The 25,337-nt window shown below is 43.6% G+C and carries 13 protein-coding genes; 4 read left to right on the top strand and 9 right to left on the bottom strand.

Features of this window, described 5'->3' with window-relative positions; translation table 11 throughout:
• Positions 1 to 303 precede the first annotated feature (303 nt).
• The 5 genes from GO003_RS19310 to GO003_RS19290 all read right to left on the bottom strand — a co-directional run bounded on the left by GO003_RS19310 (position 304) and on the right by GO003_RS19290 (position 10,528).
• A complete protein-coding gene (locus GO003_RS19310) occupies positions 304 to 2,691 on the bottom strand; it encodes a tetratricopeptide repeat protein (RefSeq protein ID WP_159653960.1) in 2,388 nt (795 codons plus the stop codon).
• 1,182 nt (positions 2,692 to 3,873) lie between these two features.
• Positions 3,874 to 5,964, bottom strand: a complete 2,091-nt coding sequence (locus GO003_RS19305; RefSeq protein WP_159653957.1) for a hypothetical protein — start codon at positions 5,962 to 5,964, stop codon at positions 3,874 to 3,876.
• 557 nt (positions 5,965 to 6,521) lie between these two features.
• Positions 6,522 to 8,015 carry a hypothetical protein gene (locus GO003_RS19300; RefSeq protein ID WP_159653954.1) on the bottom strand — a complete coding sequence of 498 codons (1,494 nt, stop codon included), beginning with the start codon at positions 8,013 to 8,015 and terminating at the stop codon, positions 6,522 to 6,524.
• Positions 8,016 to 8,040: 25 nt separating this feature from the next.
• Positions 8,041 to 9,654, bottom strand: a complete 1,614-nt coding sequence (locus GO003_RS19295) for a glycoside hydrolase family 57 protein (RefSeq protein ID WP_159653952.1) — start codon at positions 9,652 to 9,654, stop codon at positions 8,041 to 8,043.
• 10 nt (positions 9,655 to 9,664) lie between these two features.
• Positions 9,665 to 10,528, bottom strand: a complete 864-nt coding sequence (locus GO003_RS19290) for a DUF4912 domain-containing protein (RefSeq protein WP_231089094.1) — start codon at positions 10,526 to 10,528, stop codon at positions 9,665 to 9,667.
• A gap of 1,369 nt (positions 10,529 to 11,897) precedes the next feature.
• Here GO003_RS19290 and GO003_RS19280 point away from each other — a divergent pair.
• The 4 genes from GO003_RS19280 to GO003_RS19265 all read left to right on the top strand — a co-directional run bounded on the left by GO003_RS19280 (position 11,898) and on the right by GO003_RS19265 (position 18,847).
• Positions 11,898 to 13,928 carry an HDOD domain-containing protein gene (locus GO003_RS19280; protein ID WP_159653946.1) on the top strand — a complete coding sequence of 677 codons (2,031 nt, stop codon included), beginning with the start codon at positions 11,898 to 11,900 and terminating at the stop codon, positions 13,926 to 13,928.
• A 270-nt stretch (positions 13,929 to 14,198) separates the two neighbouring features.
• Positions 14,199 to 16,424: a cytochrome-c peroxidase gene (locus GO003_RS26440; protein WP_206444608.1), complete on the top strand. Its 2,226-nt coding sequence runs from the start codon at positions 14,199 to 14,201 to the stop codon at positions 16,422 to 16,424.
• A 63-nt stretch (positions 16,425 to 16,487) separates the two neighbouring features.
• A complete protein-coding gene (locus tag GO003_RS19270; RefSeq protein WP_159653943.1) occupies positions 16,488 to 17,249 on the top strand; it encodes a hypothetical protein in 762 nt (253 codons plus the stop codon).
• A gap of 626 nt (positions 17,250 to 17,875) precedes the next feature.
• Positions 17,876 to 18,847 (top strand): VPLPA-CTERM sorting domain-containing protein, encoded by a 972-nt coding sequence (locus GO003_RS19265; protein ID WP_159653941.1) that lies wholly within the window; start codon positions 17,876 to 17,878, stop codon positions 18,845 to 18,847.
• A gap of 83 nt (positions 18,848 to 18,930) precedes the next feature.
• Here GO003_RS19265 and GO003_RS19260 read toward each other — a convergent pair whose 3' ends face one another.
• From GO003_RS19260 to GO003_RS19245, 4 genes are all read right to left on the bottom strand, one after another.
• A complete protein-coding gene (locus GO003_RS19260) occupies positions 18,931 to 20,487 on the bottom strand; it encodes a tetratricopeptide repeat-containing sulfotransferase family protein (RefSeq protein WP_159653939.1) in 1,557 nt (518 codons plus the stop codon).
• 94 nt (positions 20,488 to 20,581) lie between these two features.
• Positions 20,582 to 24,223 (bottom strand): DUF3570 domain-containing protein, encoded by a 3,642-nt coding sequence (locus GO003_RS19255; RefSeq protein ID WP_159653937.1) that lies wholly within the window; start codon positions 24,221 to 24,223, stop codon positions 20,582 to 20,584.
• Positions 24,210 to 24,323, bottom strand: a complete 114-nt coding sequence (locus GO003_RS19250) for a DUF4266 domain-containing protein (protein WP_231089220.1) — start codon at positions 24,321 to 24,323, stop codon at positions 24,210 to 24,212. Before GO003_RS19250 ends, GO003_RS19255 begins: the two co-directional genes overlap by 14 nt.
• Before the next feature lie 122 nt (positions 24,324 to 24,445).
• Positions 24,446 to 24,931: a TlpA family protein disulfide reductase gene (locus GO003_RS19245; protein WP_159653933.1), complete on the bottom strand. Its 486-nt coding sequence runs from the start codon at positions 24,929 to 24,931 to the stop codon at positions 24,446 to 24,448.
• Positions 24,932 to 25,337 lie beyond the last annotated feature (406 nt).

The following is a 25,337-nucleotide window of genomic DNA, read 5'->3' as shown; positions in this document are numbered from 1 at the left end:
TTTTTAAAGCCGATTTATTGATTGAGGCTTCTGAACATTTTATTTGGGAAAAGAGAAAACTCAATAATGTGTCATATGACGCAGACACATACAAAAATTGTGGGATATGACCTGAAATTTTTCGATTTCGGTTTATTGCTAAAACCAAGTTGACGGGAAGCTACTGAATAATGCAGCTTTCTTGTAACAGAATAAGCCCTGAGATTTAACGCGTGTTGTGAGGCAAACAGAGCTAACTTTAAAACCGTTGAATCTATCACTCGCATCAATGGCGGTGATAGATTCAACCCACTATATTAAGGATTATGAACCTGTTTTCAGTTTTTCAAGTTCTGTTTTTGCCTTATCTGCATCATCAAAAGCCGTGTTAAGGGAAAGTGCTTTTTCAAATGCTTGTTTAGCGTCTTCATTACGCCCTTTTTTCAGATAGATCATACCCAGATGGTAATGAAGGTCGGGAATTCTCGCCTCTTTCGCAACGGCTTTTTCTAATGCGGCCACTGCATCATCTGTCTGATCATTCAGATAACTCAACCAGCCAAAGGTATCCAAGAATGACGGGAAATCTGAGTTTTTAAAGGTTTGCGCTAACGATAATCCCCGTTTAATATTTTCTTCACCACCTTTGTTGGCCAGTAATGCGGCTAAATTATTGGTTGCCAGCTGATGCTCAGGCTTAAGTGTGAGCACTTTTTCATACGTAGCCATTGCGGCATCGGTATTTTTGGTGATTTCATTAATCGCTGCAAATTCCATTAATAGCTGAACGCTATCGGGTAAGACGCCCAATCCTTTTTGATAAACGTTAAGTGCTTTATCGGTTTGTTCCTGTCTTAAGTAAACAGAAGCCAAATCGCGATAGCCTTGTTCAAACTTAGGATAAAGTTCTACCACTTTGGAATAAAGCTTCTCACCTTCGACAAATTTGTTTTGTTTGAGATATATTTCGCCACGCATGGACAGGAAAGCACCGTTTTCGGGTTGTTTGGCTAATATCTCATCCAGCGTTTTTTCAGCTTGTTTAATGTCTTTTTGTGCCAGGTAACTGTTAACCAATCCGCTGACAGCGTCGATAGCAAAGGGTTTGATTTCCAATACTTTTTTGAATTCATCCGCTGCTTCTTTTGTTTTTCCTTGAGCTAAATTGACTTGGGCTATTTTATAATGGGCCAATTCTTTATTATCGCTAAGGTCGAGCAATGAATGGGCTGCGGCTTCAGCTTTAGGCCAGTCTTTACGTTGCCCGTATAAGTCGACCAGCATAACGACAGTCTCGACATCTTTTTCATTATTGGTTTGCGTTTTTTCCAACAGTGCTAATGCCGCGTCAGCCTGATTTTGTCTTACCATCAATCTGGCCAAGTCACGTGACGCAATCAGATTCTTGGGATTGATAGCCAGGATTTTCTCAAGAGATTCACGGGCCAAATCGATTTTTCCGTTTTGTAGATGGGTGCTTGCCAGCAATAGCAGGGCTTTTTCGGATTCCGGTTCATCACGCAATACGGTTCTTAAATCGGCCGTGGCGGCGTCAAAGCTCTTCTCGTTAAGAAAGATGCCCGCCCTCATCAAAAGCGCATTACTGTTTTTCTGATCGGCTTTGATAACTTCTTCAAGAATCCCACGGGCTTTTTCCATGTCTTTGTCACTGATTGCAATGGCGGCCAATCGAGTTTGTGCTTCAAGTCCGTGTTTACCGCCGGGATCATCAGCAACGATGGTATTCAGAACTTCTTTGATACGGTCCGGTTGATCCTGATAGATTCTGAGTAAGGCAAAACGCAGGCTAAAGTTTTTTGGGTTTTCCTTGATTAGGGCCTGCAATTTGGTTTCAGCTATGTCTTTGCTTCTTTGTGAGATCAAAAAATCGACCAAAGCTAACTTGGGGCCATCAGCTTCTGGCAGTTTAGTTATTAAATTGTTTAATACCTGTTCAGCCTCATCAATACGTTTATCGGATGCATAAAACTTGGCTAACCCATAATTCAAATTTTCATTTTCCGGAAATTGCATTGCCAAGGCTTTCATCTCGGCTTCAACCTGATCTTTTTTGCCTTGAGCAGAAAGAATATTGATTTTTACCAACGCAAGATTAATCGCATCAGGATGGACTTTTAAAGCCGATTCTACTAACTGCAATGCCTCATCAATTTTTTTCTCGTCACCCAGAATTTTCACCATTAATAAGGTTGCGTCTTGTTGGCCCGGTTCGAGTGCCAAGACTTTTTCAAAAAGCGCCTTCGCTTGGGTCGGGTCTTCTTTACGTAGGAATATCGCGCCTTTTAATGCCAGAGCATCGATATTTTCAGGAGCTTTTGCCAGGACTAAATCCGCTTTTTCTTCCGCTTTCTCTACGTTGCCGCTGATTAAAAATAATTTACCCAGTTTAACTTGAGCATCGAAACGGTCCGGTTGGCCTTCGACAACGGCGGATAATAAACCGAATACTTTTTGCCAATTTTGGCTTTTTTCTTCGACTTGAGCCAAAAGAAAATTAGCATCCATGTTTTTGGGGTTGATTTGCAGAACATTTTTTAGCTCTACACGGGCTTTCTCAAGATTGTTCTGATCGTAAAAGGACTGGGCTTTTTCAAGATACTTTTGCTCGCGCTCTTGTGAGCTGCCGCAGGCCGTCAGCAGTGCGAGCGTGATAACCAGCAGTAACCGGTGGATAAATTGTACAGCTATCATTTGGGAGGTCCCTATGTTTTATGAAAGTAGTGGTTTAAATAGTTTGTCATGCAGGCCGGAAGAGACGTTAGCCAAAATGCTGAATATCAGAATAGAAGTTATCGTGACACTTTTTTCAGGTTAGAGATAAAGTGCAGGGTTTCTGGGAATCATTAATGCCAAATATTAAAATAGCCCCAACTCTATTTGCAAATTAATCATTAACTAAACGATATCACTCTTCCAAAGCAAACTTAATGCAATAAAGGTCATGATCCATGTTCTGGAAATTCAAATGTATATCCTAGTATTCTCCAAAAGGAGAGGTTAAAGAGCGCGTGTAGGCAAGGTGAGCGCCTTCTTTCTCTGGCTTCAGAACGTTTATTTCCAAGTGATCCGTTCAATTATTTGCTGTAAACAAGGTGGCCAATGTTGCTAATCTGATAGGGTTTTATCCTAAAATCCGTTGTTAGTCTACGAAAAACCAAGATAGACTCAAAAGAAATCAGGGTGTTGTATTGATTCAGTTATTCATACTGTGAGTGACGGCCTACAGATTGACATCTCTTTGAAAATTTTTGTATTTTTTGTGAATTTTGGGGGATGAAATGATTCTTTCCAGATTTAAAAATTAAGAGATATTCTAGTTCATCAAAGTGACAGTTGATAGGTGATTTATTTCTTTCATACTGAAAATCGTTCGACTTTCTTAATGGTGCAGGATGAGCCTTGAGGATCGTTCTGAACACGTTCTGTGCGGTTTGGAGGCAGCTTTAATGCTATCGACATCCTTGCCAAACTCATCTTGCCTCCTTCTTTTGGAGCCACATTGGTAATTGCTGCCGTTTTTCGATCAGATAGGTGTATAGCATTTAATAGCCGTGATTAGTTAGTTTCGGAACATAATTACTGCAGGTGTCTGGGAAATACACCGCTATGGACCAGGCCGATTATTACATAGAGCACCAATCGCAGTAAGTGCCATTGGCGTATTGTGTGAGTCAATAATATTACCTGATTAGCAAGCTGTTTCAGCTAAATCAATAAGAGCCCGTCATGCCCGTCCGGAAACGGGCATCCAGTGCCATGTAGGGTAAGCTTCGAGCTATCCAGATGGTCTGGATTTCGGCAATCACTGCCGAAATGACGCGGTCGGCTAGGGGAAAAGAGTTAGAACCGAAACATTTTTATAATCAGGAAAAATTATGAGGCAATATCGACTATCAGTGAGTTGGCTTCCGACTTTAAGTTTCTGGCTTTTCTCAGCATGGGATTCCGAATGGTTGGGACTTGTAACAGTGCCGCTGTCGCTTCCAGTCTATAGGCAGCTTCCAATTTTTTTACCGCTTCAGGATAAGGTAATATTTGTCCTTCAGTCAGCACCTCTATCGCGTCTTCGGTATCAGCCATCGCGAGCTTGACCATTTCTCTTCCGTTTGCGGCATCCAGCTTCATGGCTTGATCCAGCAAATGATTGGAGTTTCGAATATTTTCCAGAGCATTGATGCTTCTAAGGAAGAGAGCAACTGCCACTACCTGCGATGAGCCTATCTTGACTTGGCGATCTTTACGAGAAGAGGTGAGGTGTCCGGGTGAGTTATTAAATGCCTCTGTGTTGTAATAGGCAACCGCTTCTTCTATCGTACTGACGCTGTTATTGTGAAAGAAGGGCGCTGTGTCAGCCGCTTCGACCAGAGTGGGGGTGTTAAAACGTCCTTCACCATAATTGCAAGGCGCATCTTCCTCCTGTTGCGAGCGTAAAAGGCTGCTGCAATCACCGTGAGGATCTGTCCCGAAGCCGCCGTCCATCGGTGTGTCCGGATCCAGCAGAACTGCGGCCTGATCCATCATCATTTCTATCCCGGTATCACGGGTTGGATTACCATTTGTCGTGGAACTGATTGCGCCCGCATTGGAGTGGCATCCGTTACAGTTAGCTGACTTTCCGAAAACCGGTTTTCCTGACGAGTCAACCGGATTTTCTTTAGTGTCGAATAAAACTTTTCCTCGCTGCACTATTTCTGATTTGAAGGTCATTTTGCTCAAATTTAAGTCTTCACTGCGGCCTAACGACAGCATATAAAGCTCAATTGCAGTTAATTCAGCGTCGGTAGGCAAGCGGAAATCTTTACCCGGCTGTCTGTTTAACGTTTTTGGAAAATGCTGAACCACTGCCCCGATGGTAAATTCACGCAACGAACCGTTGCCCACTGATCCATCACCTGACCAACCCAAGGCATGTTCAAATTCTTCATCTTGCGGGAATTCTCCTTTATTGGCGACCAATTCTGTCGTGATGCTGGTCGACAGTGCCAGCAAATGAGGGACACTTCGCATGACGCCGGGCTTGTCAAATCCATCGATGTTGCTCAGCACCAAGCCCATTTCCCGCATCAGTCTGGGTTTTTCCAAGTCCTTGAGAGCAGGTCTGGTCTCGGCAACAAATAAAGGATCATTTTTAGGCAGCTTGGCAATGTATTTGGGATCAATGGTATGGTTGTTATCCAGTCTATGGCAGGTAACGCAAGTGCGGCCGTTACCGTTGAAGGTTTCATTGATAAATAATCTGCGTCCTTCGGCGATTTCTGCACCGAGTACGCTGGTCAGGTTGGTTTGTTTGTGATTTGCTGCCTGTGCGGATTTGGGTAATAAAAATTCAAAAGGTATTTTTGAATAAGGTTTTGAAATGACTTCACCCACTTGAGTCAAAGTCCATAGCTTGTCTGAATAATACAAGCGTTGTAATGCACCAGGTGCTCCGCTGATGACAATCGATTGATCCGGCCTTATGCCAGCGGGTGTGATGGCCAGCATATCTATTTTAAAGTTTTGCAGTTCATCTTTTTTTAATTGAGTAATCAGCTCGGCAGAGTTGTCTTTGTGGTTCAGTTCCCCAATCCGGTAATAGCCGTCAGCCGGTTCGGGTTTTACTGTCTGTTGATCGCCTTCTTTGTTATCCACTAGCCATAAGTCATAGCGTTTGTTGTCGAGCCCTTTTACCTGGACTGATATATCGCCTTTCATAAGATCCAGCTTGAATAGTCCCCGAGCCAAAGTCGGCGTTTCAGAAAAAATGCGAGAATAAGCTAAGGGAATTTTTAGCGTTGTAGGGCTGCCGCCACTCGCTTCATAATTGCTTTTCCAGTTGCTGTATATCGTGCTCAATGCGTCTTTATTGCCGTGGCCCAGTAACGGTTCATTGCTAAATTCAGTTGAAGATTGTAAAGAGAAAAATGCGGTTATACCGATGATCGTCATAACGCCTGTTAGCGTGTAAGCTCTTTTTTTATTCATGCTTTAAAATTATGGGCTAGAAGTCAAAGTAAGGAGGCTCAATAATCGAGGGATGTTCAGCGCAATCAACAAGCCTTCGTTCACACGTATAACGGAGTGTGTTTAAAATTCTGTAACTATTCAGAGCGAAGCACAAAAGTCCCTCTCCAGCCGGAGAGGGCAGGGTGATGGGCGTTAAAAATAAGGAAAAAATTCTTCATTTTATTCCCTCATCCCAGCCTTTTCTTGGGGGGGGGCAAGTCTGTCGCGCTGAATAGTTACAAAATTCTTTGAAATAACTCTTAGCAATATTGTGGCCATTATGTAAACAATGAAATATAAAACAAAGACTTATTGATTTAAATATAAGGTTTTTCAGTGTTTTTTGATAGGGAGGGATAAGCGTTATTCTCGCAACAGGGCATATGACACAGAGCGTTGTGTTATTTAACCTGTTTTAATTTTCTATACCCACAAAATTAAGCGAGGGAATAAGAGGTTTTTTTGCGTTTATCTTGAAAAAACGTGCCGCCACGCCCATAACCTAAGCAAGATAAAGCGGATGCTTTGTGATGGAATTAACTGAACAGTTGATTTTGGTCTTGTCTGAGCTGAGCAATATTTTCTTCAGTAAAATAAAACCGGTTTTTAAAAATCCTGTTCATGACGGCCAGAATTTGACGAAATTTGTAGGCGTTATGATGTGATTCGCCTTTCTGTTCTGAGGTTCGCCAACTTTGTTCGTCAGATATTCTGATTTCAACACCTAAGGTATGTTGCTGGGTAATTTTGTTGATTTGATTTCTTCCGGCGTACAAAGGTGTTCCGGGGATCAGGATTTCATGCGTATCGGTTGCTCTATGGATGGGTAAGGAGAACGTTATTTTGCATTGAAATTTTCTATGGCCTTGCGAGGAATGTTCGTTCTTTGCGGCATTGACACTCAGTGCTTCATAAAACGCCTGTGCCTGGGTTGCCAGTTCTTCTTCATCCGGTTCATCCTGCCGTCCGGCGCTTCTGGATAAGCTGATCATCAGTTTTCTAACCGCTTCCTTCATGCTTCCCGGCGTGTCGAAGAGTGTTTGTGTAATCGAATGGGATGCCGTGTTTTCCTGCAAGATAACGCCTCTTTTTTGGAGCGCATGAAAGAGTTTTAAAGTATCGTTTTTATCCTTGAGAATAAAGGTCAGCGCCAAAATATCTCGGATATCATAGGCTTCGCCTTCTAAGTCTTTGCCAAGTTTTGTAAACATGCTCTCCGGACTTTTCAGACGGGCTTTGATCTCGATAATTTTCACTCTGACGCCGTCACCGCTATCGAACACGATGTAGCCATGATTTTTATGATGGCAAATGGATTCGTTTAATTTATGGAAAAAAGTGGATATTTTAACGAATGCATTCTGAGCTGATTCACTTTCGGGTATATGGCGCGGGTTTTCCCAGTCATAAATAAACAAATCATCCAGGCTTTGTTTTTCGCTGGCTAAAAAAAAGCCCAATTGGGCGAAGTCATTGATATCCTGACTGTCTTCCTCAACCGATTTGATCAAATGACACATTTTCAGTAATGCGCAGGCGGTTTCTTGCCAATGTTTCGGAACCTCCCTATTCTGGTCACGATAACCATGAAATACCTTCGGATATTTACCCGAAGAGGCTAACAAGAAAAGATGTCTGGGATCTTCAAGCGTCAAGTATTGAAACTCAGGATCATTTAACGTTAATTCAAATTGACCGATAGTTATAAGACACTGCCGGTAAAGCGTCTGATTATTGCCCGCCTTTTCACAAAGTGCGTTCAACTGGCTTTTTACAAAAGGAAACATCCAATTGAAAAAATACTTATAAGTTTGTTTGATGTATTGCGTGGCCCTGATTTTCTCGCTGGCTTGCAGTTCATCATTGTTTACCGTATCAAAACCGCGGTTGCCCATCATTTTTGCGGCTTGTTTCAGGGCTGTCGAATAGTCTTTTGCCGGTAACAATAAATAGGGCGTCATCTCGGTTCTATCCAGGATGGAACCGAATATTTCATGATGCAATTCGTGGCTTGAAGGTGTGTCATCCATTGGATTTTCCTGTCCGTCTCCAGATTTAATAGGGTGCCGTATTGTTTTTTTTAGGGCAGAACGTTCTGAAATTAATGTCCGGAAACAGATTGTCCATGGTTTCCAAAGCTATAAGATAGCGCTCGTCAATACGGTTTTTGCGGATACTGTCATGAAGATAATTAAATCGGGCCAGATGGTCCGTAATACGTTTGTTAGCGTATTCGACTGCTGTGCCTGATTTCATGATGAACGGCCAGTCTGACGCTTGGGCTAGTAGCAAAGATCTTGCTGCTTGATTTAATGTTCTTTCTTGTAAATTATCAACTGTCAGACGGGAAAGGTCACTGGCCAGTTTTTCCATCTGCGCTTGGGCTTTATAAAGAAACGGGTAAATCCAGTCATTTTTCTCGTTAATCCAGTATTCGGAAGAGCCGTGTTCACCCCATGATGAGGCTTTGGGCGTTATGACATGACCTCCCTCAAATTGTTCTAAATAAGTCTGACAGTTTGTCGTCGTCAAGCCGTGAGCCGGGTTGTCAGCCAAGCGCAAAACGTGCTCTAGCCAAAAAGGCCCTTCGAACCACCAGTGGCCGAACAGCTCGGCATCAAAAGGGGCGACGATGATCGGCGGTGTTGCTGTTTCGTCTGTCAGCGTATCGATTTGCTCTAGTTTTTGCTGGATAAAGTGCTGGGCATGACAAAAGGTCTGGTTGATTGCCTGCTTGGGATCATACAGCTCTTTTTCACTGTCTTTGCCCGTAATGCGATAGTATTTGATACCGGTTTGGATGCGGGTAATGCCATCTAAAATGTAAGGCCCCAAATACTCCAAGTCCAGATCAAAGCCAATGTCTCGATAATATTCACGATAACTAGAATCTCCTGGGTAACCTTCCTGGGCACTCCAAACCTGTTTTGAAGAGGCAGGGTCCCGGCCAAAAACAGCGATTCCGTTATTTAGTCTGTGTGCACAATAAACCGTCTGTTTGATCGAATAATCACTCGATGAAAGGCTGTGGCTGTCAACAAAAAAATAAGCAATACCGACTTCTCTTAAATGGTCTTCAAGGCCCGGATAATATCCGCATTCGGGTAACCAGAATCCGGTAGGTGCAAAACCCAAATGGGTTTTAAACGTGTCAATTCCGACTTTGATCTGATTGCGGACGGCGGTTTCACTGGTATTCAGCAAAGGTAGATAGCCGTGCGTGGCTGCGGTGGTTATCAACTCTAAATTACCCAGCGAATGATGCCGTTTAAACTGCTTGACCAGATCGCCTTGATAGCGGTCCTGATAATCGGAGCAGGATTTTACAAAGAAACGTCGATAAAGACGGGCCAGCTTTTGGTATTCGGGCTGGTTGCGGGTTCTGATGACTTCCTTTTCGGCAAGCTCTATCTGCCGGTGCAAAAAATCAAGATACCGTGATTGCAATAACGCATCACAGAGCATGGATATCAATGTAGGCGATAAAGAGAGCGTCAGTTGATAATTGATCCGGTCTTTTTCCAATCGTTCTAAAACATTCAACAAAGGCAGATAGCATTCTGTTATGGCTTCGAATAACCAGTTTTCTTCGAAGAAACTGTCGTACTCCGGATGGCGCACAAAAGGCAGGTGCGCGTGAAGAATGATGCTCAAGTATCCTTTTTTCATATCCTGTTAATCAATCAAAGTAATTCAAAATAAAGTGTTCAGAGCGAGTCTGAGAAAAAGATGAACATGTCTCGTTACTATAAATTATGTCTTGTTGATTTTGTTCCAGGAGCATGCTCATTTTTGTGAAAAACAGATATTCATTCTGGTCTTTCTTAGCTAGGGAAACAAAACGCGCATTCTTTGGATAAAAATCGGTTTTTAAGCGGTGTTTTTCATCAGTATGTTCGTGTTCAGGTAAGTCATCATGACGATTATTTGTATTGACAGCAGAATACACATTATCAGCAGGGACTCGGACAATGTTGGATTCTACGACAGGTTGTAGCGAATGACTGGTGCCTCTTTCTCCAATAACAGCGGTATATGCTGTGTCGGAGATTGGAATCCGAATTCTTTGACTGTGTTTATTTTGAGGGAGCGGGATGTCAAAAAATAAGTTGGAATTGTTAAAAGATATCGAATTATCGGGAAGCCAGTAAATTCTGAGCGTTAAAGGTGGAGGGTTAGGCGTGTTAGTTTGAGTATTGAGTTGTGCGGGTTCAACAGACCATACCGCATGAACATGATGAGGATCTACAGGCATGAGTAACAGCTCCGGTTTTTCAATGTTGCGTGACGGAGCAAAATCCCGGCTGACGGCCTGGCTGATCTCCAGCAACTCGTTGGTCGGTAGTTTTAATCCGGGACCTGGAGCTGAACGAGCATGCTTGCGGTTGGGCGGATTGATTCGTATGCCATTATTTATCCGTACTTTTGATACGTTTTCGTTCCGGTCCGGTGAAAATGTTTGGCTGATTTGCCGGCTGATATCAAGCATCTCTTCTTGTGACAGATTGACTCTGGGATCGAGTCCTGATTGAGAAAGTGTCATCACCCGCCTTTGGTAGTTATTTAAGTCATCCAAGTTAGGGAGTATTTTATCGATTAAAAACACGGGATGCGAGAAGTAACAGTCAAATTAAGGTTCTACCAAGATTAACCCAGTCTAAAGGCTTAACTCGTCATGATTAAAATTCTTTTGAAATAGAGATCTTTCAATTTTATTGATAGCTTTGCCGTTTGAGCTTAAAAATGGAAAACAATTGGGGTAAGCGTTAGCTGGAATACGCCGCTAGTTGAAAATAGAATTAATTATCCGGCGATAATTAAAGATCCTATTAGTTTCTTAAAACACTAACCTTAGCCGACAATTTTTGCAAGGTAATTGAAAGGTTTTTCCGAAATGCTGAAGGTGAAATAAATTAAAATTGTTTTTGTTCAGTAAACAATCTATTAATTTATGACGGGTTGCTAAGTTTGACTTACCTACTTATAGTTTAACCTGTGTTTTCAAACACATAGTGAAAAACTGCCGCGAGGATTAAATTATGAGTTATAACAAATATGAAATTATTATTGGCTTGATGTTTTTTACAGGTATTTTTGCATTTATTTCAGGCCAATTTATTATTTCAACTGTTCTGTTTGCAATATCAGCGATATATAGCAACATTATTATGAGTCGCAGGCTTCGATCTCAAAAAAAATAATGAGTATTGAAGGTTAGAGCAATTATTTTTTTCTTATAAAACACATGTATTATTTTACTTTTAATATGTTAATTCCCGCAAAACTTTGTTGCGGGAGTTTTTTCTAGAAAGCAAAAATTATAAGTGTGTCACGCTGTAAAATTTTGAGAAAGGAGAGAGTACTTAGATTTCTTTCCTTTGCCCGCCCAGATTAATGTGATTTCAGATTAAATCCAGCAAAAAAACTGGATTTATTTTTTCGTATCACGGTTCTCATTTATCGATTTAAATTTCAAATAAACTTATTTCATATTTTTAGGGATGAAAAATGGAAATAAGGGCAAAAGTTGAATATTCCTTTTATAACGATTGACTGCTAATGTTACTTGAGCATGGCGTTCACTCTGCAATGAAATCAAACTATAGTTCATTGGAAACTACTCGCCCGCTTGGCATTGAGGGTGTAGGTGATTGAAAGAACTTCTGCAACACCGATGTTGCAGAGAGCTACAGGGATGGTTTCATGCGTCCTTTGAAATCATCCTACACCCAATAAAATGGGGGTGTTGAGCAAGTACGTTCATGGTTTGTGCCCTCGCAGTTTGGGATCAATGGCTTTGACGTGTCCTAATGATATTCGCCGTAGTGATGCTCTAATTCAGTCATAATTGATCCAATCGTATCTCAACGTTCAGATGTTATAACATTTTTTGTAAGACGGGCCGCTATCACATGTCTAATGACAATATTATTGAAATTGACAATACAACTGACAGTTCAACAAGAACCGGCAGGTTAGCAAGGTCTATTCTTAAAAAACCCGTCAAAGATTTACAGCTAATTCCGGCAGCTGCAATTAAATTACTAAAGCTGACCAATGATGACACGTCTAAAGTTAAGGATTTGTCCAGAGTCATAGAGACTGAGCCCGCTTTGGCGGCAAAAGTAATACGGATAGTCAATTCTGCTGCTTTTTGCCTCCCCAAAAAAATCACATCGATAAAACATGCCGTCAACTTGCTGGGGTTTTCTGCAGTCAGGCAAGCGGCAATGGATCAATTGATGTACAACAAGTTGATCCGTAATCGAACTAAAAGTCTTTTTAACCAATTATTTTTCTGGCAACACTGTCTGTTTGTTGCTTCATTAAGTAAAAGGATCGGTGTAGCTTTAAGATATCCGGATCCGGATATGCTGTATACAGGGGGGTTATTGCACGACATTGGTAAAGTCATTCTGGAAAACTACGGTGAGGTCTCATACAGCGATTATTTATCGGTAGTGGAAAAAACAGATTGTGCCCAAATGGAGAGTGAGAAGACATTTTTTGGCTTGTCTCACACTGAAATTGGCCATCACTTTTGTCTGGAATGGCATTTACCCTCAGCTTTAACAGCTATCATTGCGTTTCATCATGATTTCCCGGCCCCTTCTTCCGAATATAATCAGTATCAAATTGAAATTGCGATCATTGCTTTCTCAAACTACATAGCCTGTATGCAGGGCATCGGTTCAGCGGCAAATTTGAGTGTGCCGGTGCTGCCGGAACAGGTATTTAAAATTATCGATATCAATAAACTGGATTTGGAAAGTCTGCTGGAACAAGTGGACAAAGATATGCTGAACACACGCGAGTTTTACGGCATCCAGTTTCCAAATGCGAGCCGCCTGCGAGCAAGTTTGGTAAAAACAACTTTAAAGTTATCGTATTTTGGTGATAGTAAAACGAGAATCAAACCAAAAAGCGTAGACCTGATCGCGCCTAATATTTCAAGTTTGACAATTCCGCATCGAAGTCTTGATCCCGATGAATTTATTCCCTGGACGCTTGAGGCAATACATAATGATTTTCATGTGGACCGGGTCATGATGCTTAAAGTCGACCCCAAGCTAAGAGGCATGGTTGCAACTTATTGGTGGCCGAGTTCGATTCTGCAACATGACTTGGGGAAATTTGAAATACCGATAAGTTCAATCAGTGGTCAACTGCTGAAATGTTTACGCACAAAAAAGCCGGTGCTGATAAAAAATGAAAGTGTTGACGATGAGAAAATACTGCACCGTCTTGCAGTTGATGAATGTATTGTGCTGCCAGTTCTGCGTCATCAGCGGATGGAGGGTCTCATCTATGTGGATAATGCTCTGACGCATCAACCCTTACAAGCGCATCTATTATTCGAGATGTTACCTATTGCCAGTGAATTGGGTGTGGCTTTAATAAATGCCCAACTTTACCGGCTGGCGCAAAAAAAATCGCAAATAGATCCTTTAAGTCAGTTATTCAACAAGCGCGTTATCAATGAATTTTTGGACAAGCTTTTTAAAAGCGGTAAGACGATGCTTGAAAAAACGGTATTGGGCTTTATTGATATCGATCGATTCAAGCTATTTAACGACGATTGCGGGCATCAGGCCGGTGACGATGCATTGAAAATCGTAGCAGATATCCTTCGATCAATGACGCGTCCCGGCGATTTAATCGGTCGTTACGGAGGCGAAGAATTTTTGTTTGTATTGCGCGATACAGACTCCAAAGGCGCTCTTAACTACGCAGAGCGTATCCGAAACGAAATCGAGCAAAGAGGCAAACTACTCAGTGAACGTTTTCGTGGTCATGCATTGACAGTCAGTATTGGCGTAGCCGTTTACGACGCATCCTTTGCTACTTATGCCGATATGATCAAGGCAGCCGATGATGCCATGTACCGAGCCAAGTCTGAGGGGCGAAATAAGGTTGTGTTGAGTAATCTAAAGTTTCATTAGAGATACATTTTCATTTAAAACGCTCAAATTCGGTGAGCGATCAATTTCTCTTCAGAAAGAATTCGCGACAAATTCCTCCGCTTTACTTCATATCCTTACCCCTTATTTTGCTGAATAAGTTATATAACATAGTTTTTTAGCAAAATATACTTGTTCATATTTGTAAAGCCAAAATAAATCAAGGGCTTAATATTTTTTTTCGTGGCAGGATTATTGCTTTGTAATTCCCGGAAAACGAATTATAAAAAATACCCGTTCTAAGGAAACAACATGCGACTTAACAAAACATTTATCCTATTAAGCATCATTATGCTTACGCAAGAAGTGAATGCTCACGGGCCTTTTCCCGCTTCTTTGCAAGGAGCGCCTATCCCGCCTGTGCCTGGATTGCTGGATGGGGCTGATCCTATTGTGGTCAACAAAGCTGAGGCTATTGCATTGGGTAAAGCCTTGTTTTGGGATATGAATGTCGGTAGTGATGGAATGGCCTGTGCGTCCTGTCATTATCATGCCGGTGCTGATGATAGAGTAAAAAATCAACTAAATCCGGGTTTGCGAAGCCCCAAACCTTCAGGTCAAACGTTTCAAACAACTGCTTCGGGTGCGGCAGGCGGTCCTAATTATACATTGACCAAAAACGATTTTCCTTTTCACCAATTTGAGGATCCTTTCCAGCTTCCTGAAAATGGTTTAACAGGTGTTGTTAAATTCAGCAGTGATGATGTTGTTTCTTCTGCCGGAACGTTTAGCGGCGAATTTAAAAGTGTTACCAAAACAGGAAGCACTGTCGATCAATGTGATAGAGCGGCCGATCCAATTTATCATGTTAACGGTATCGGTACGCGCCGGGTTGAGCCAAGAAATACACCGACTGTTATTAACGCTATTTTTAATCACCGAAATTTTTGGGATGGCCGTGCAAACAATACTTTCAATGGCAGTAGTCCCTGGGGAAATAGAGATCCCAATGCTGGCGTATGGATTAAGGTCAATACAAGATCGGTAAAAAAAGAACGTCTGCAGCTTGTAAATTCATCACTGGCCTCACTGGCATTAGGGCCGCCAATGGATGAGCTGGAAATGGGTTGCCGGAACCGCACGTTTTCAGCTCTAGGGCGAAAGTTGTTGTCGCGGCGTCCTCTGGAAAACCAGAAAGTGCATTACCAGGATAGCGTCTTGGGTAGTCTGAGCCTCAGCACATCAAGTCTTTTAAAGCCAGGGCTCAATACCACTTATTCGGCCATGATAAAAAAGGCCTTTAATCAGAAGTATTGGTCTTACACGCGCATCGGCGAGTTTGGTGCTCCATCCGCTAGCAGTGAGTTACCTTACAATCAAATGGAAGCTAATTTTTCCATGTTTTTTGGTCTGGCATTACAGCTTTATCAGGCCACGTTGGTATCTGACCAAGCCCCCATTGATATGAGTCGACGGGATGCCGACTTTATGCCCATTGATCTCAATGAGTCAGAGTTGCGCGGATTTAACTTATTTAGAGAGCTGCACTGCAACGCGTGTCACGCCGGAGCTGTTTTAACCTCTGCCGCCATCGTTACAAATGCAATGACATTAGAAGCCGATCCTGAAGCTTTCGGGCCTTTGCCGGCATCTTATGGCGCCAACTTGTCGCGAAATGTGATCGGTCATGATAACACTCGACTTGGCGGTGGTGCCAAGTTGATGGACTTCGGGTTTTTTAACACAGGTGTAGCAGATCCGGACGGCGATCCTGGACTGGGTGGTGTTGATGGATTGGGTAATGCGCTATCATTTTCTGATCAATATCGCCGTTATTTGGCGGGCGATACCACCGGCGGAATTGCTTCTTCAGGCTTAATGGATTCAGGGGTCACCAAAACGCGCTCTTGTGATTTCGTTTCGCCGTTTGCCAGGAATGCAACCGTAAGTAACGTGAACCATTTTACATTGGTTGATGGCTTATTGGCCGATCCAAATGGCGATCAGAACTGTCTCGGCGTAGGAAAATCCTCTTGGGCATTTATCCCTACTAAAGGCGCAGCAACTTTAAATCTTAATGATCCTTCATCCAAAAAAATAGATACTGCAACCAAAGCAGCCTTTAAAGTGCCAACGCTCAGAAATATTGAGTTAACAGGTCCTTACATGCATAACGGCAGTATGGCCACTCTGGAACAAGTGATCGAGTTTTACAGCCGGGCCGGAAATTTTGCCAGCAATAATACGCATTCTTTTATATTTCCGATGTCAGATCTCCAATACGACGAAACACTTCGGGCTGATTTAATAGCTTTTTTGAAAACGTTAACCGATGAGCGGGTTCGCTACCAACGGGCGCCTTTTGATCACCCTGAAATTGTCATTCCTAATGGACATAGCGGCGATGAGTTGTCTGTGCAAACGGGCAATCCTATCAGTTCAGAATTCGCCAAACAGGAATTTGAAGTTATTCCTGCTGTTGGCGCAAATGGAAGAGTTGATCCTATAAAGTCCTTTGAAGCAAATTTTGCCGATTAATTACAAGAGCACTGGGCGGTTTCAATCAGGCCGGTGCTCAATTATATTTTTGGAAAAAATGACATGAAAAATCACATTATCAGCAACACAAAAAAGTCGCCTATGATTTTTTTGGCGGGCTTGCTTTTGTTGACGGCCTCAAACGCAGAGGCGGTAAGTACCTTTGGTGGAAATGCGACAGTAAATTTTACTATCGATAGTATTACCAACAGGGATGGCTCAGCAAATTTAGAAGGCTTAAGCGTGTTTGCTTCATTCGTTTTGGATGACTCGCAAACCTTTAATGACTTCGCGTTAAATGGGAATGGCTCAGTCACAGCAAAGCCTTTAACGCCTGAATCATCCGAGATGTTGAGTAGTGGACGTCGTTTTTCCAAGACATTTCAAGTGGATGGGGCTGTGTCAAATGGTTACGGGACGGTTAATTATTTTGCCTTGTTTGATCTGTTGTTTATTAACGAATCTGGATTTGACTACGATATAGGCTTGACGATTGATTACAGCTTATCAGCAAATGCTGAAGGCCAAGCTGCTGTGACAACGGTTTCTATCGCGTATGAGCACGTAGAAGGTGATTTTTCCGGTAATGATTATGCCAATGCCTGGGCGGATTTAAATAGCGGCGTGAATCAGCAGTTAATTGAAGGTAAAGAATCTTTTTCTTTTGGTCTTTTAGCGGGTGATGAGGAGATTGTAATCCTGGACGCTAACATTCTGAGTTATGCTCAAGCGACTGCTGTTCCCCTTCCTGCAGCTTTGTGGTTATTTGCTTCTGCTGTTATGGCTCTCCCTGTGTTGAAAAAACGTAACTATTCAGCGAAGTAATAAAGCTAAGGTGATGCGCCGTGTAGGTTGCGGTTGGCGATAGCCAACCCAACATTTCAAGGTCATGGCATTAATTGTTGGGTTGCGAAAAGCATGCAACCCAACCTACGCTGGATTTTACGAAAAAACAAAGTTTAAACAACAAACGTATTTGATGGCTGCAATTTCCGGGTTCGTTGTTACTGGTGTGATGAATATCATGCGAAGACAGTCGTTAATTCATTCAAGAGTGTGTGAGAACAGTATCTGTCTACTAAGGTTGCAAAGTTTTGTTTCCTTCCGGTTGGCTCGTCTCAATCAGGGTTGTGAATGGATGCCACATTAAAATAATGTGTCATATCACACAGTTAATGAGGTATATGGCTCATTATGAGCTTGCGATTTTATAAATGTAACGTAAGTACTTGAATAAAATAAATTTTAAAGGTGGAATGGAAAATGCTTTATTTTAGTTTGATTATCTAAGATCAAACTTTTTCTAAAGTTGTAAAGGAATTTAAGCTTTTAAAAGTAATACCGGGAATAGTTTTGGTTTTCATCAGAACTTAATTTATCTTCAAATCAAAAGATTAACGGGCATGCGGTTAGTGTGCCTTGTTTTTAATTTTCTCGAGGCAGCAAAAAACATGTACCAAACAAAAAAACAGAAACTTCGTAAAGCGGTGATTGCAGCATTGGGATTGTCGGTAATGGCCGGTTTTTCCACTCAGGCCAGTGCTTATAATAGCTTTTCCTTAGGTACCTATACGGGTACAGACATTTCATTAAATCACACAACGCCTTTCAAAGCGTTCTCTGACTATGAAGCACAAAATCAGGGTTGGGTTCATACTGCACGGTTTTTAACGTTAACAGTAGGCTCTGCCCAGGATATTACTGATGGCAAAACGTATGATGTGCAGTTGCAGATGACGGGCCGAGGTAATTTGGGCGTATCAGGATCTGTAGCCATTGATAATCCTTCTTTTGCAATTTGGACAGCGGGTGCAAACTCAATAGATACGGGCTCGGTAGTCGGTATTGGACATGCCTGGAATCCAACGCGTGGGCCCAATGAAGTGGCTTTGGATAGTACGGGTAATCCAGCCACTGTGCTTACCAATGAAGTGATTCGCGCCGCCGGTGTGCTGGATGGTCATGACGGCTGGATTGGCTATGTCAACTCCGGGCCGGCTTACACTTTAATCAATTCTACTGAACCTCTTGCTGGAGGTAATCAAACAAATACCGGTAATCCCGTAACTGATAGCGTTTCTAACGGCGCATTAAATACTACCAGTTTGTCTTGGTTGACCAATCCTTCAGCTTCAAGTACCAGTTTTACTAATGATTATTACAGAAATGGTAATGCTATGGCGGGCGTTACCAGCGATTATGCGATGATGCTTTTATACGGTTTAAAAGCCGGTAATTATCTGATTGCTACAGGAGGCAGCTGCCCAACCAATGTAACACCCGCCGCCGTATGTGGAACGGGACAACAGTTTACATTCGATGTATCAGCTGCGCCGGCAATGGTTCCGGTCCCTGCTGCTGTATGGTTTTTCGGTACTGCTCTATTAGGGTTGGTTGGATTAGGTCGCCGCAAAAGCGCGTAATATTACTCTAAAATAATTTAGGCTTATAAGCCCGCTTAAGATTTTCTCAAGCGGGCTTTTTTTTGAAGGTAATTTTAAGTTTGTCATTTTGTTGTTCCGTAACCAAACGTTTTAATATAACGCGCAAGAATTGGCTCAATTGCATCAAAACAGTCCTTATAGCCTTGCCAGCGGCCCAGGGCGGAAGCATATAAGGGTTGAGCAACTGCAGAAAAGCTGGGCGTGGCAATGAATCGACCAGCAGTCTTTTCGTGAAATTGATTCACTTCTTCCGTCCAGTCCAAACCAAGAAAGTTAAAAACGCGTTTAAAACTGCTTTCAAAATCAAGCACGGTATCCTCGTAACGCAGTTCCAGATAGTCGGGCTGGATTAGATCGCGCAGATTTAGCCATAAATCCATAACGGCGGCATATTGCCTCGCTATGCCTTTCCAAGACAATAAATTTACAGTACCGGGCGATAAGCTGAAAGCTTGTTGAGCGCAGCTGATACAAATATCTCTGGGATCCCGCAATGCGAAAATGATCCTGGCTTCAGGAAATAGCGTGCTGATAAACCCTATTTCAATGCTGTTCAATGCCACTTTGTTGATAAAGCGAAGAGTCAATGCTTGCGGGCCATATTCCTCTGCAACGCGCCTCCAGTAGAGCTGCCGCAAGTGCCGGGCATCATCTTTATCCAGACGCCTTAATGCAACCGGTACATTACCTCTTATTTCGGATATGTGTTCCATTTCACGGATGACTTCCTGAATAAGACTGTTCTCGTCGGAGGTCAAAACATTCGGGTGAGCAGACAGAACTTGTTCAGTTAATGTAGTGCCCGAACGGAGAAAACCAACTAAAAAGACCGGGATGGGTTGAGCATCATTTAACGCTAATAATGACCAGCGCTGCAATAAGGGCTTGTCGAAGCCGATTTTATACGACTCAATTTGTTGGAAAACAGACTCAGCATCAAATTGCTGAATGGCGGGTAGCAGCCGAGACAGTTCTCCTGCCTGGCTCATCAAGTCAAACGCTTCACCGTAACGATGTTGTTTGTCATAGACTTTCGCCAATTCCAGGCAGGCCCTGGCTCGCTGTTCCGGTTCATATTCCGTCTCAAGCAGTTTTTCCAAACGCTGTTTTGCTGTTGTCCATTGCTTTAATTCAATCTCGATGATGGCGAGTAAAATAATGCAACCTGACGCATCTTTGGTTGTGGCTAATTGACAGGCTTTTTGTGCCTGGGTCAATGCCTGATGGAGTTGATTCATTCTATGCAGGCAGGCTGCCAGATTATGATAGGCGGCCGCACTTCGGGGTAAGAATTGCACGGCGGTTCTGGCTAGCTGGTGTGCCGAATCCAGCTCTCCTTGCCTTTGTAATTGTTCTGATAGCTCTAATAACGCTTTACTTCGGGATTTATCAGGTTTTCTTAATAACAGCTTGGCCGCTTTAACTAATAATTTTCGGCCCTCTGCATTATGATTTCGCCAACAAAGGCATTGACCTAAACCCGCCAAAGCCTCGGCATTATTAGGGGATTGTTGTAAGGTTTGTCGAAAGCACTGTTCGGCCGCTATAAAATTGCCTTGTTGTAACGCGTAAAATTTTGCTTTACTCAGTAGCTCGTTCGATGGGACGGAATCTGTCAAATGAAAAGGGTGGGTTAGGGGGTTAAAATCTTTGGTGACTGTTCACAGCGTGAATCCTTGAAATCCTCTCTCAAAAGGAGTTTTAAAAAGTCTGCTAAAACATAAAGCTCCAGCTCGCTGTTATAGCGCCTTGACGATCAAGTTGGTAGCCATTGGCGTCCGTGCTAACCGGCTGCAACCATTCGACGCTGACAGAGTGCCCGGCAAATTGGCCGGCAGGTATAAATGCGTTTAGACCCAAGCCGATATCCCAAGTGTTCCCGCCGTAATTACTGGGATAATCGACCGTTGCGGTGGTGTCATGGGGTTGGTTGGTTTCTCCACGAATCTGGTCTTGCCAGGTATAAATACCTCGGACGGACGCGGATAGCCAGTTAAAAATGGTATAGCTGCCCCAGCCGGTAGCCTGAAAAATATCGCCATACGCATAGCCATGATCATTTTTTTCCAGACGCTTGACGCCGCTCAGCTGGGCCCCCCAGCCCCATTCATCTGCTTGTCCTGTATAAGTCAGGCTGGGCTTTAAATCCCAGGTGCCGCTACCCAACTGCATGCCATAGTCTTGCAATACCGCCGTGCCGGGTTCAACCTCGGTTGAACTCCCGCTGTTTTGCAATGTGCCGCTACTCAGCTTGGCGTCTATGCTGCCGGTAGGTGCGCTCATGCCTATGCCTAAATGAACCTTATGATTCCCCGTATCAGCCACTTTAACCAGTGCGGTAATTACTGTATCGCCGATATCACTGCTGGTGTGCTCCGTGCCGCTATGACTGTCATCGCCACCTGTCTGGAGAGATTCGCTCATGGTCATGTCCATGCTCATGATCTGCGGCATAACCATCAAGTTAAGCCAATCAGTCGGGGCGTACATTAGATCCAGCATATGCATCTGCATATTCATTTCGACGGGTCTATTTAAACAGCCGCCAGTTAAACCTTTGCAAGCATTAGTGATCAAGTCTTGATCACTGGCAGTATTGGAGCCATGCAGCATCGATCCGTCCTGCATGCTGTACATAAATCGGTAGCCGACCATAATGTCGTCGGCTTTGTTCATCATGTGGCCGAACATGATCCCCGCAGGTATTGGAGCGCCGTGGTGGTGCATATGATGGCCGCTATGGTCATCGCCAGCGCCCATTTGCCTGGCTGAAAGGTCGACACTCAGATTGGCATGCGCCAGAAAATAATCAAAGTCAGCATAATCGCCTACGCCACCGCCGCCCAGCTTCAGAGAGCCGGAATGGGTCACGTATTCAAAACCGGCTTCCACTTTAATGCCGCGGGCAAACTGTTTGCTGACGGTAAGACCGCCGCTCAAGTCGCCGAAGGCTGACAAGCGGAAGTCGCTGGAATAATTGCCATCGGCTCTGGGTGACAGAAAATAAGGCGCAAAGAAATCGGCTTGTGATTGCGAGTAATAGCGAATTCCGGGTGTAACCGTTAATCCTCCCGGTAAGGATTGGTACCACTTTAATTCAAAGGTATGCGAGTTGACGCCCCAGTCGTCAATAAAAAAACGGTAATCCAGATGCGCCGTAGCATCCATTTGCGGCATGTAATGATTGATACGGTTAGAAAAAGACCAGATATTGCGTTGATCGGGACGTTTGTCGCGGAACAGCTCCAAGCCGACAACTTCCAGATCAGTGACTGATTTCCAGTCAACTTCACCCGGTTCAGCCTGCCATAGCTGGTAATATTCTTCAGGAGTAATTTCGCCTCGAACATAAACGTACTTGTAGGGGTTGCTTAAATAACCTCTCTGATGGCTGAAATTGGCAGTTGACTGGAACAAGGTGTTTTTAGACAGCACTTGAGCAATGCTGGTATTGAAGCTGTGAAAATCGCTGTCATCATCTAGATCGTCATAATCGGTGGGATTATGTGTAGGGTCATCGCCGTGGTGCGATAGCGTATGTCCACCGTTACGGGTAATCGAATTGCTGGTCATGCCGTAGCCGCCGGATATCGTTGTGAGCTTGTCGTTAAACTCATGGCTGACGTTAATAGATCCGAAGTGTGACAAAAAGTCGGGCTCATCAGACAATCCGCCCGATAAAGCCAGAGTGGTTGCATCAAAATAATATTTAGCGGTCAGTTGCGGCATGGACCGCGCTTCCTGGGGCTGGATCTGGAAACGCTGAACTGCGGGGGTGCCGGTAGGTACCATTTTGTTAAGGACTTGCCGGTAAAAATCGATCGCAGCTTGGGCATTGAGCGCGTCTGCGGCGGCTTTTTGTTGGTCGGTGCTTTGCGAATACAGTTGTTCAGCCGTTGATAACGCAGCTTGATATTCGCCAGTGATAGCCGCTAATTCTTGATTGAAGATTGTGGTCAAATTGCCGAATTCAACTGGGTTAGCCGTGCTAAGCGTACTCAATTGGCTATAAAAGTTAGCTTTTAAATCAGCTAATTGTTTTTCATAAAGGGCGGTCAAGTTGTTCGCTGGAGGTCCTATTTTGATGTTATCTAAAGACATCCCAAATTCTTTACCATCCGCAGGCGTTTGTGGGTAGCCATTAAAGTGAATCCAAACGGCATTGATGTTATGAAAAGCCTTGTCTAAGAGCAGATTCCCACTGAATCCATTGGCAATTGTTTGATAGGCAACCCGGGTGGCATAGTTAGTGCCATCTCCTTGGTCCAAACCAGGATTTACCGCCGAGTTGAAGCCTAAAATTTCCCAAAAATCATTAGGTCCATTATCCGGATTTTCGTCACTGATCGCCGCAAAAAAGTCCATTGAGATCAGGCTGAACGCACTGTTATCCAAAGCTCTCATGTAAATACCTGAAGAATCCGCGTGATAACCCAGTGTTCTGTCAACTGAAGAGCCACTTCTGTGCAAATGAGCGGTCGAATTCGAAGAATCCTCAACGATACCGATCGCCATTTTCTGATTGTTCTGATCGATTCCCTGATAGAAACATCCAAGGCCCCCTGTGCCCGCACAATTTCCACCCGCTATCGGGGCGTTGTTAGCAAAGCCTGCATAAGATGAGCTAGTCATGATGACATTGCCGGTACCGCCAAAGTCGACAGTGAATTCCTCTTTGATGCTACTGACCGGGAGGTTTTCTATGTTGGCCCGGATGTTCGATTTGATTTGCTTGTACTCATCGAATTTAGGGGTAATGGCAGGGTTTAAAATCGCCAAAGGCTCCACATAATCTTGCTCAAGACTGTCTTCATCGGCGTTGAAACTGGTTTTTAGCGTATTTTTAGTCGCGTCTTTGGTTTGAACGAGCGCGCTTAAGGTATTGTTTAAATTAGAAGTAATAGTGGCATCAGCCGCTTTGTAATTGTCATCAAACTCTTGAAACCCGTTGAGTCCGCCGAGTACAGTCAGTCCTGACGCAGTGACACCACCGGATGCCGCAGAGACTAAATCGACATAACTCACTTCACTGGCTGGAGTTTTGTCGGATTTTTGCTTGTATTTAGGTAGATTGGCCAGCGTTTCCGGGATACTGAACGCCGGCGTCGCGCCGCTGTAGATGTCTCTATCCAGGCTGAAGGCAAGTTCTACACGGTCGGATAACGGAATGGTGGCGTCGAGATGATAAATATCCACCTTCATACGGTTATCGCTTTCCTGATAACGCCCGTAACTCGCATTCCCTGTTATCTGTGCAGCAGGGACGGCCGCTGGGACATCAATTCCCGGCAGGCATAATGCGGCCGTAGTCAAGGCAGCCAGTGCCTTGTTTTTATCGGCTTTAATTACAGCCACAACCGCCCCCGGCGCCGCTATGTCCTCCTTGTGACGCCTCCTTGCTGCTGAAAATGTGATCACGGAAGCCATTCAGATTTGGCGTAGGATTAATGCCCATCGTTTCCTTGGCGAGATTGCCTCTTTCCCACGCGGAAACACTGCTACAACCTTGACAAATCAAAAGGGTGCCGGTAACAAATGCCAATAGGCATGAATCGTAAAAAAGTTTCTTTCTAATCATTACTCAGCCAATAACGCGGAAATTTGTGCTCTTAAAGTGGGCTGATCTTCGTCGCGAAACCCCAAGTGGACGTGCCGAATTTTTCCCGATTTGTCGGCTAGATAAGATGAGGGCATTGCTTTGACATCAAAAATGCCGGGACACTTGCCATTTGGGTCGAAAGCTATCGGGTAGTCTACCGGGTTTTGGGCTAGAAACTGTTTGGCTTCCTCGGTATTCTCGTCGACATTAATGGCAACTATTTCAAAGCCCTGGTTGATCAGTTCGTTACGCAGGCTGTTTAAAAAGGGCATGGATTTTTTGCAAGGCGGGCACCACGTAGCCCAAAAATCGACTAACACGACTTTACCTGAATAAGAGGTAAAATCGAGCCGTTCCTGATTGCCGTAAATTGCATCCGGACATTGCGGTAATACTTCGCCTTCTTTGGCAGCATGGACTGCGGAACTGAGGAGAGCGGCGATGAGAATTAAAGTTTTTTTCATGTCAGGCTAATTGGTCTTTAGTAATGATTAAAAAATATTTACCAGCAATTTTTATTCCTTTGTACCTCCTTAGGAGGAGGTTTTAGCTGAATGTTCTGAAAAGGGGGGATGACCTTAGGATCTGCATTCTAATTTATTATTTATTACGAATAAGGCTTATCTCTTAAATCGATGTAGTTGCCCAGTTTTTTAGGAATGTCCAGGCTTGTTAGAGCGCTGTGTTTGCATTAATAGATGCCGTCATCCGGGCAATCCCTGCCGGGGTGACGCGGCTGCCTCAGGAGAACAGGGCGTTTACACAGGCCCTATCGATAATGCCTGAAGCCCAAGCATAATGGCAGTCTGTACGGTGTTTGCGTTTCGGGATTCCATGCAGGTAGGGCATTGACAAAATGAGCATCAAAAA

It is taken from the genome of Methylicorpusculum oleiharenae, from assembly GCF_009828925.2.
Lineage (GTDB): Bacteria > Pseudomonadota > Gammaproteobacteria > Methylococcales > Methylomonadaceae > Methylicorpusculum > Methylicorpusculum oleiharenae.
This window is presented reverse-complemented; position numbering and strand designations above follow the sequence as displayed.

Excerpts from the sequence above, each read along its gene's own strand:
- GO003_RS19310 (WP_159653960.1), bottom strand. The coding sequence starts at position 2,691 with ATGATAGCTGTACAATTTATCCACCGGTTACTGCTGGTTATCACGCTC.
- GO003_RS19305 (WP_159653957.1), bottom strand. The coding sequence starts at position 5,964 with ATGAATAAAAAAAGAGCTTACACGCTAACAGGCGTTATGACGATCATC.
- GO003_RS19300 (WP_159653954.1), bottom strand. The coding sequence starts at position 8,015 with ATGGATGACACACCTTCAAGCCACGAATTGCATCATGAAATATTCGGT.
- GO003_RS19295 (WP_159653952.1), bottom strand. The coding sequence starts at position 9,654 with ATGAAAAAAGGATACTTGAGCATCATTCTTCACGCGCACCTGCCTTTT.
- GO003_RS19290 (WP_231089094.1), bottom strand. The coding sequence starts at position 10,528 with ATGACACTTTCTCAATCAGGACTCGATCCCAGAGTCAATCTGTCACAA.
- GO003_RS19280 (WP_159653946.1), top strand. The coding sequence starts at position 11,898 with ATGTCTAATGACAATATTATTGAAATTGACAATACAACTGACAGTTCA.
- GO003_RS26440 (WP_206444608.1), top strand. The coding sequence starts at position 14,199 with ATGCGACTTAACAAAACATTTATCCTATTAAGCATCATTATGCTTACG.
- GO003_RS19270 (WP_159653943.1), top strand. The coding sequence starts at position 16,488 with ATGAAAAATCACATTATCAGCAACACAAAAAAGTCGCCTATGATTTTT.
- GO003_RS19265 (WP_159653941.1), top strand. The coding sequence starts at position 17,876 with ATGTACCAAACAAAAAAACAGAAACTTCGTAAAGCGGTGATTGCAGCA.
- GO003_RS19250 (WP_231089220.1), bottom strand. The coding sequence starts at position 24,323 with ATGGGCATTAATCCTACGCCAAATCTGAATGGCTTCCGTGATCACATT.
- GO003_RS19245 (WP_159653933.1), bottom strand. The coding sequence starts at position 24,931 with ATGAAAAAAACTTTAATTCTCATCGCCGCTCTCCTCAGTTCCGCAGTC.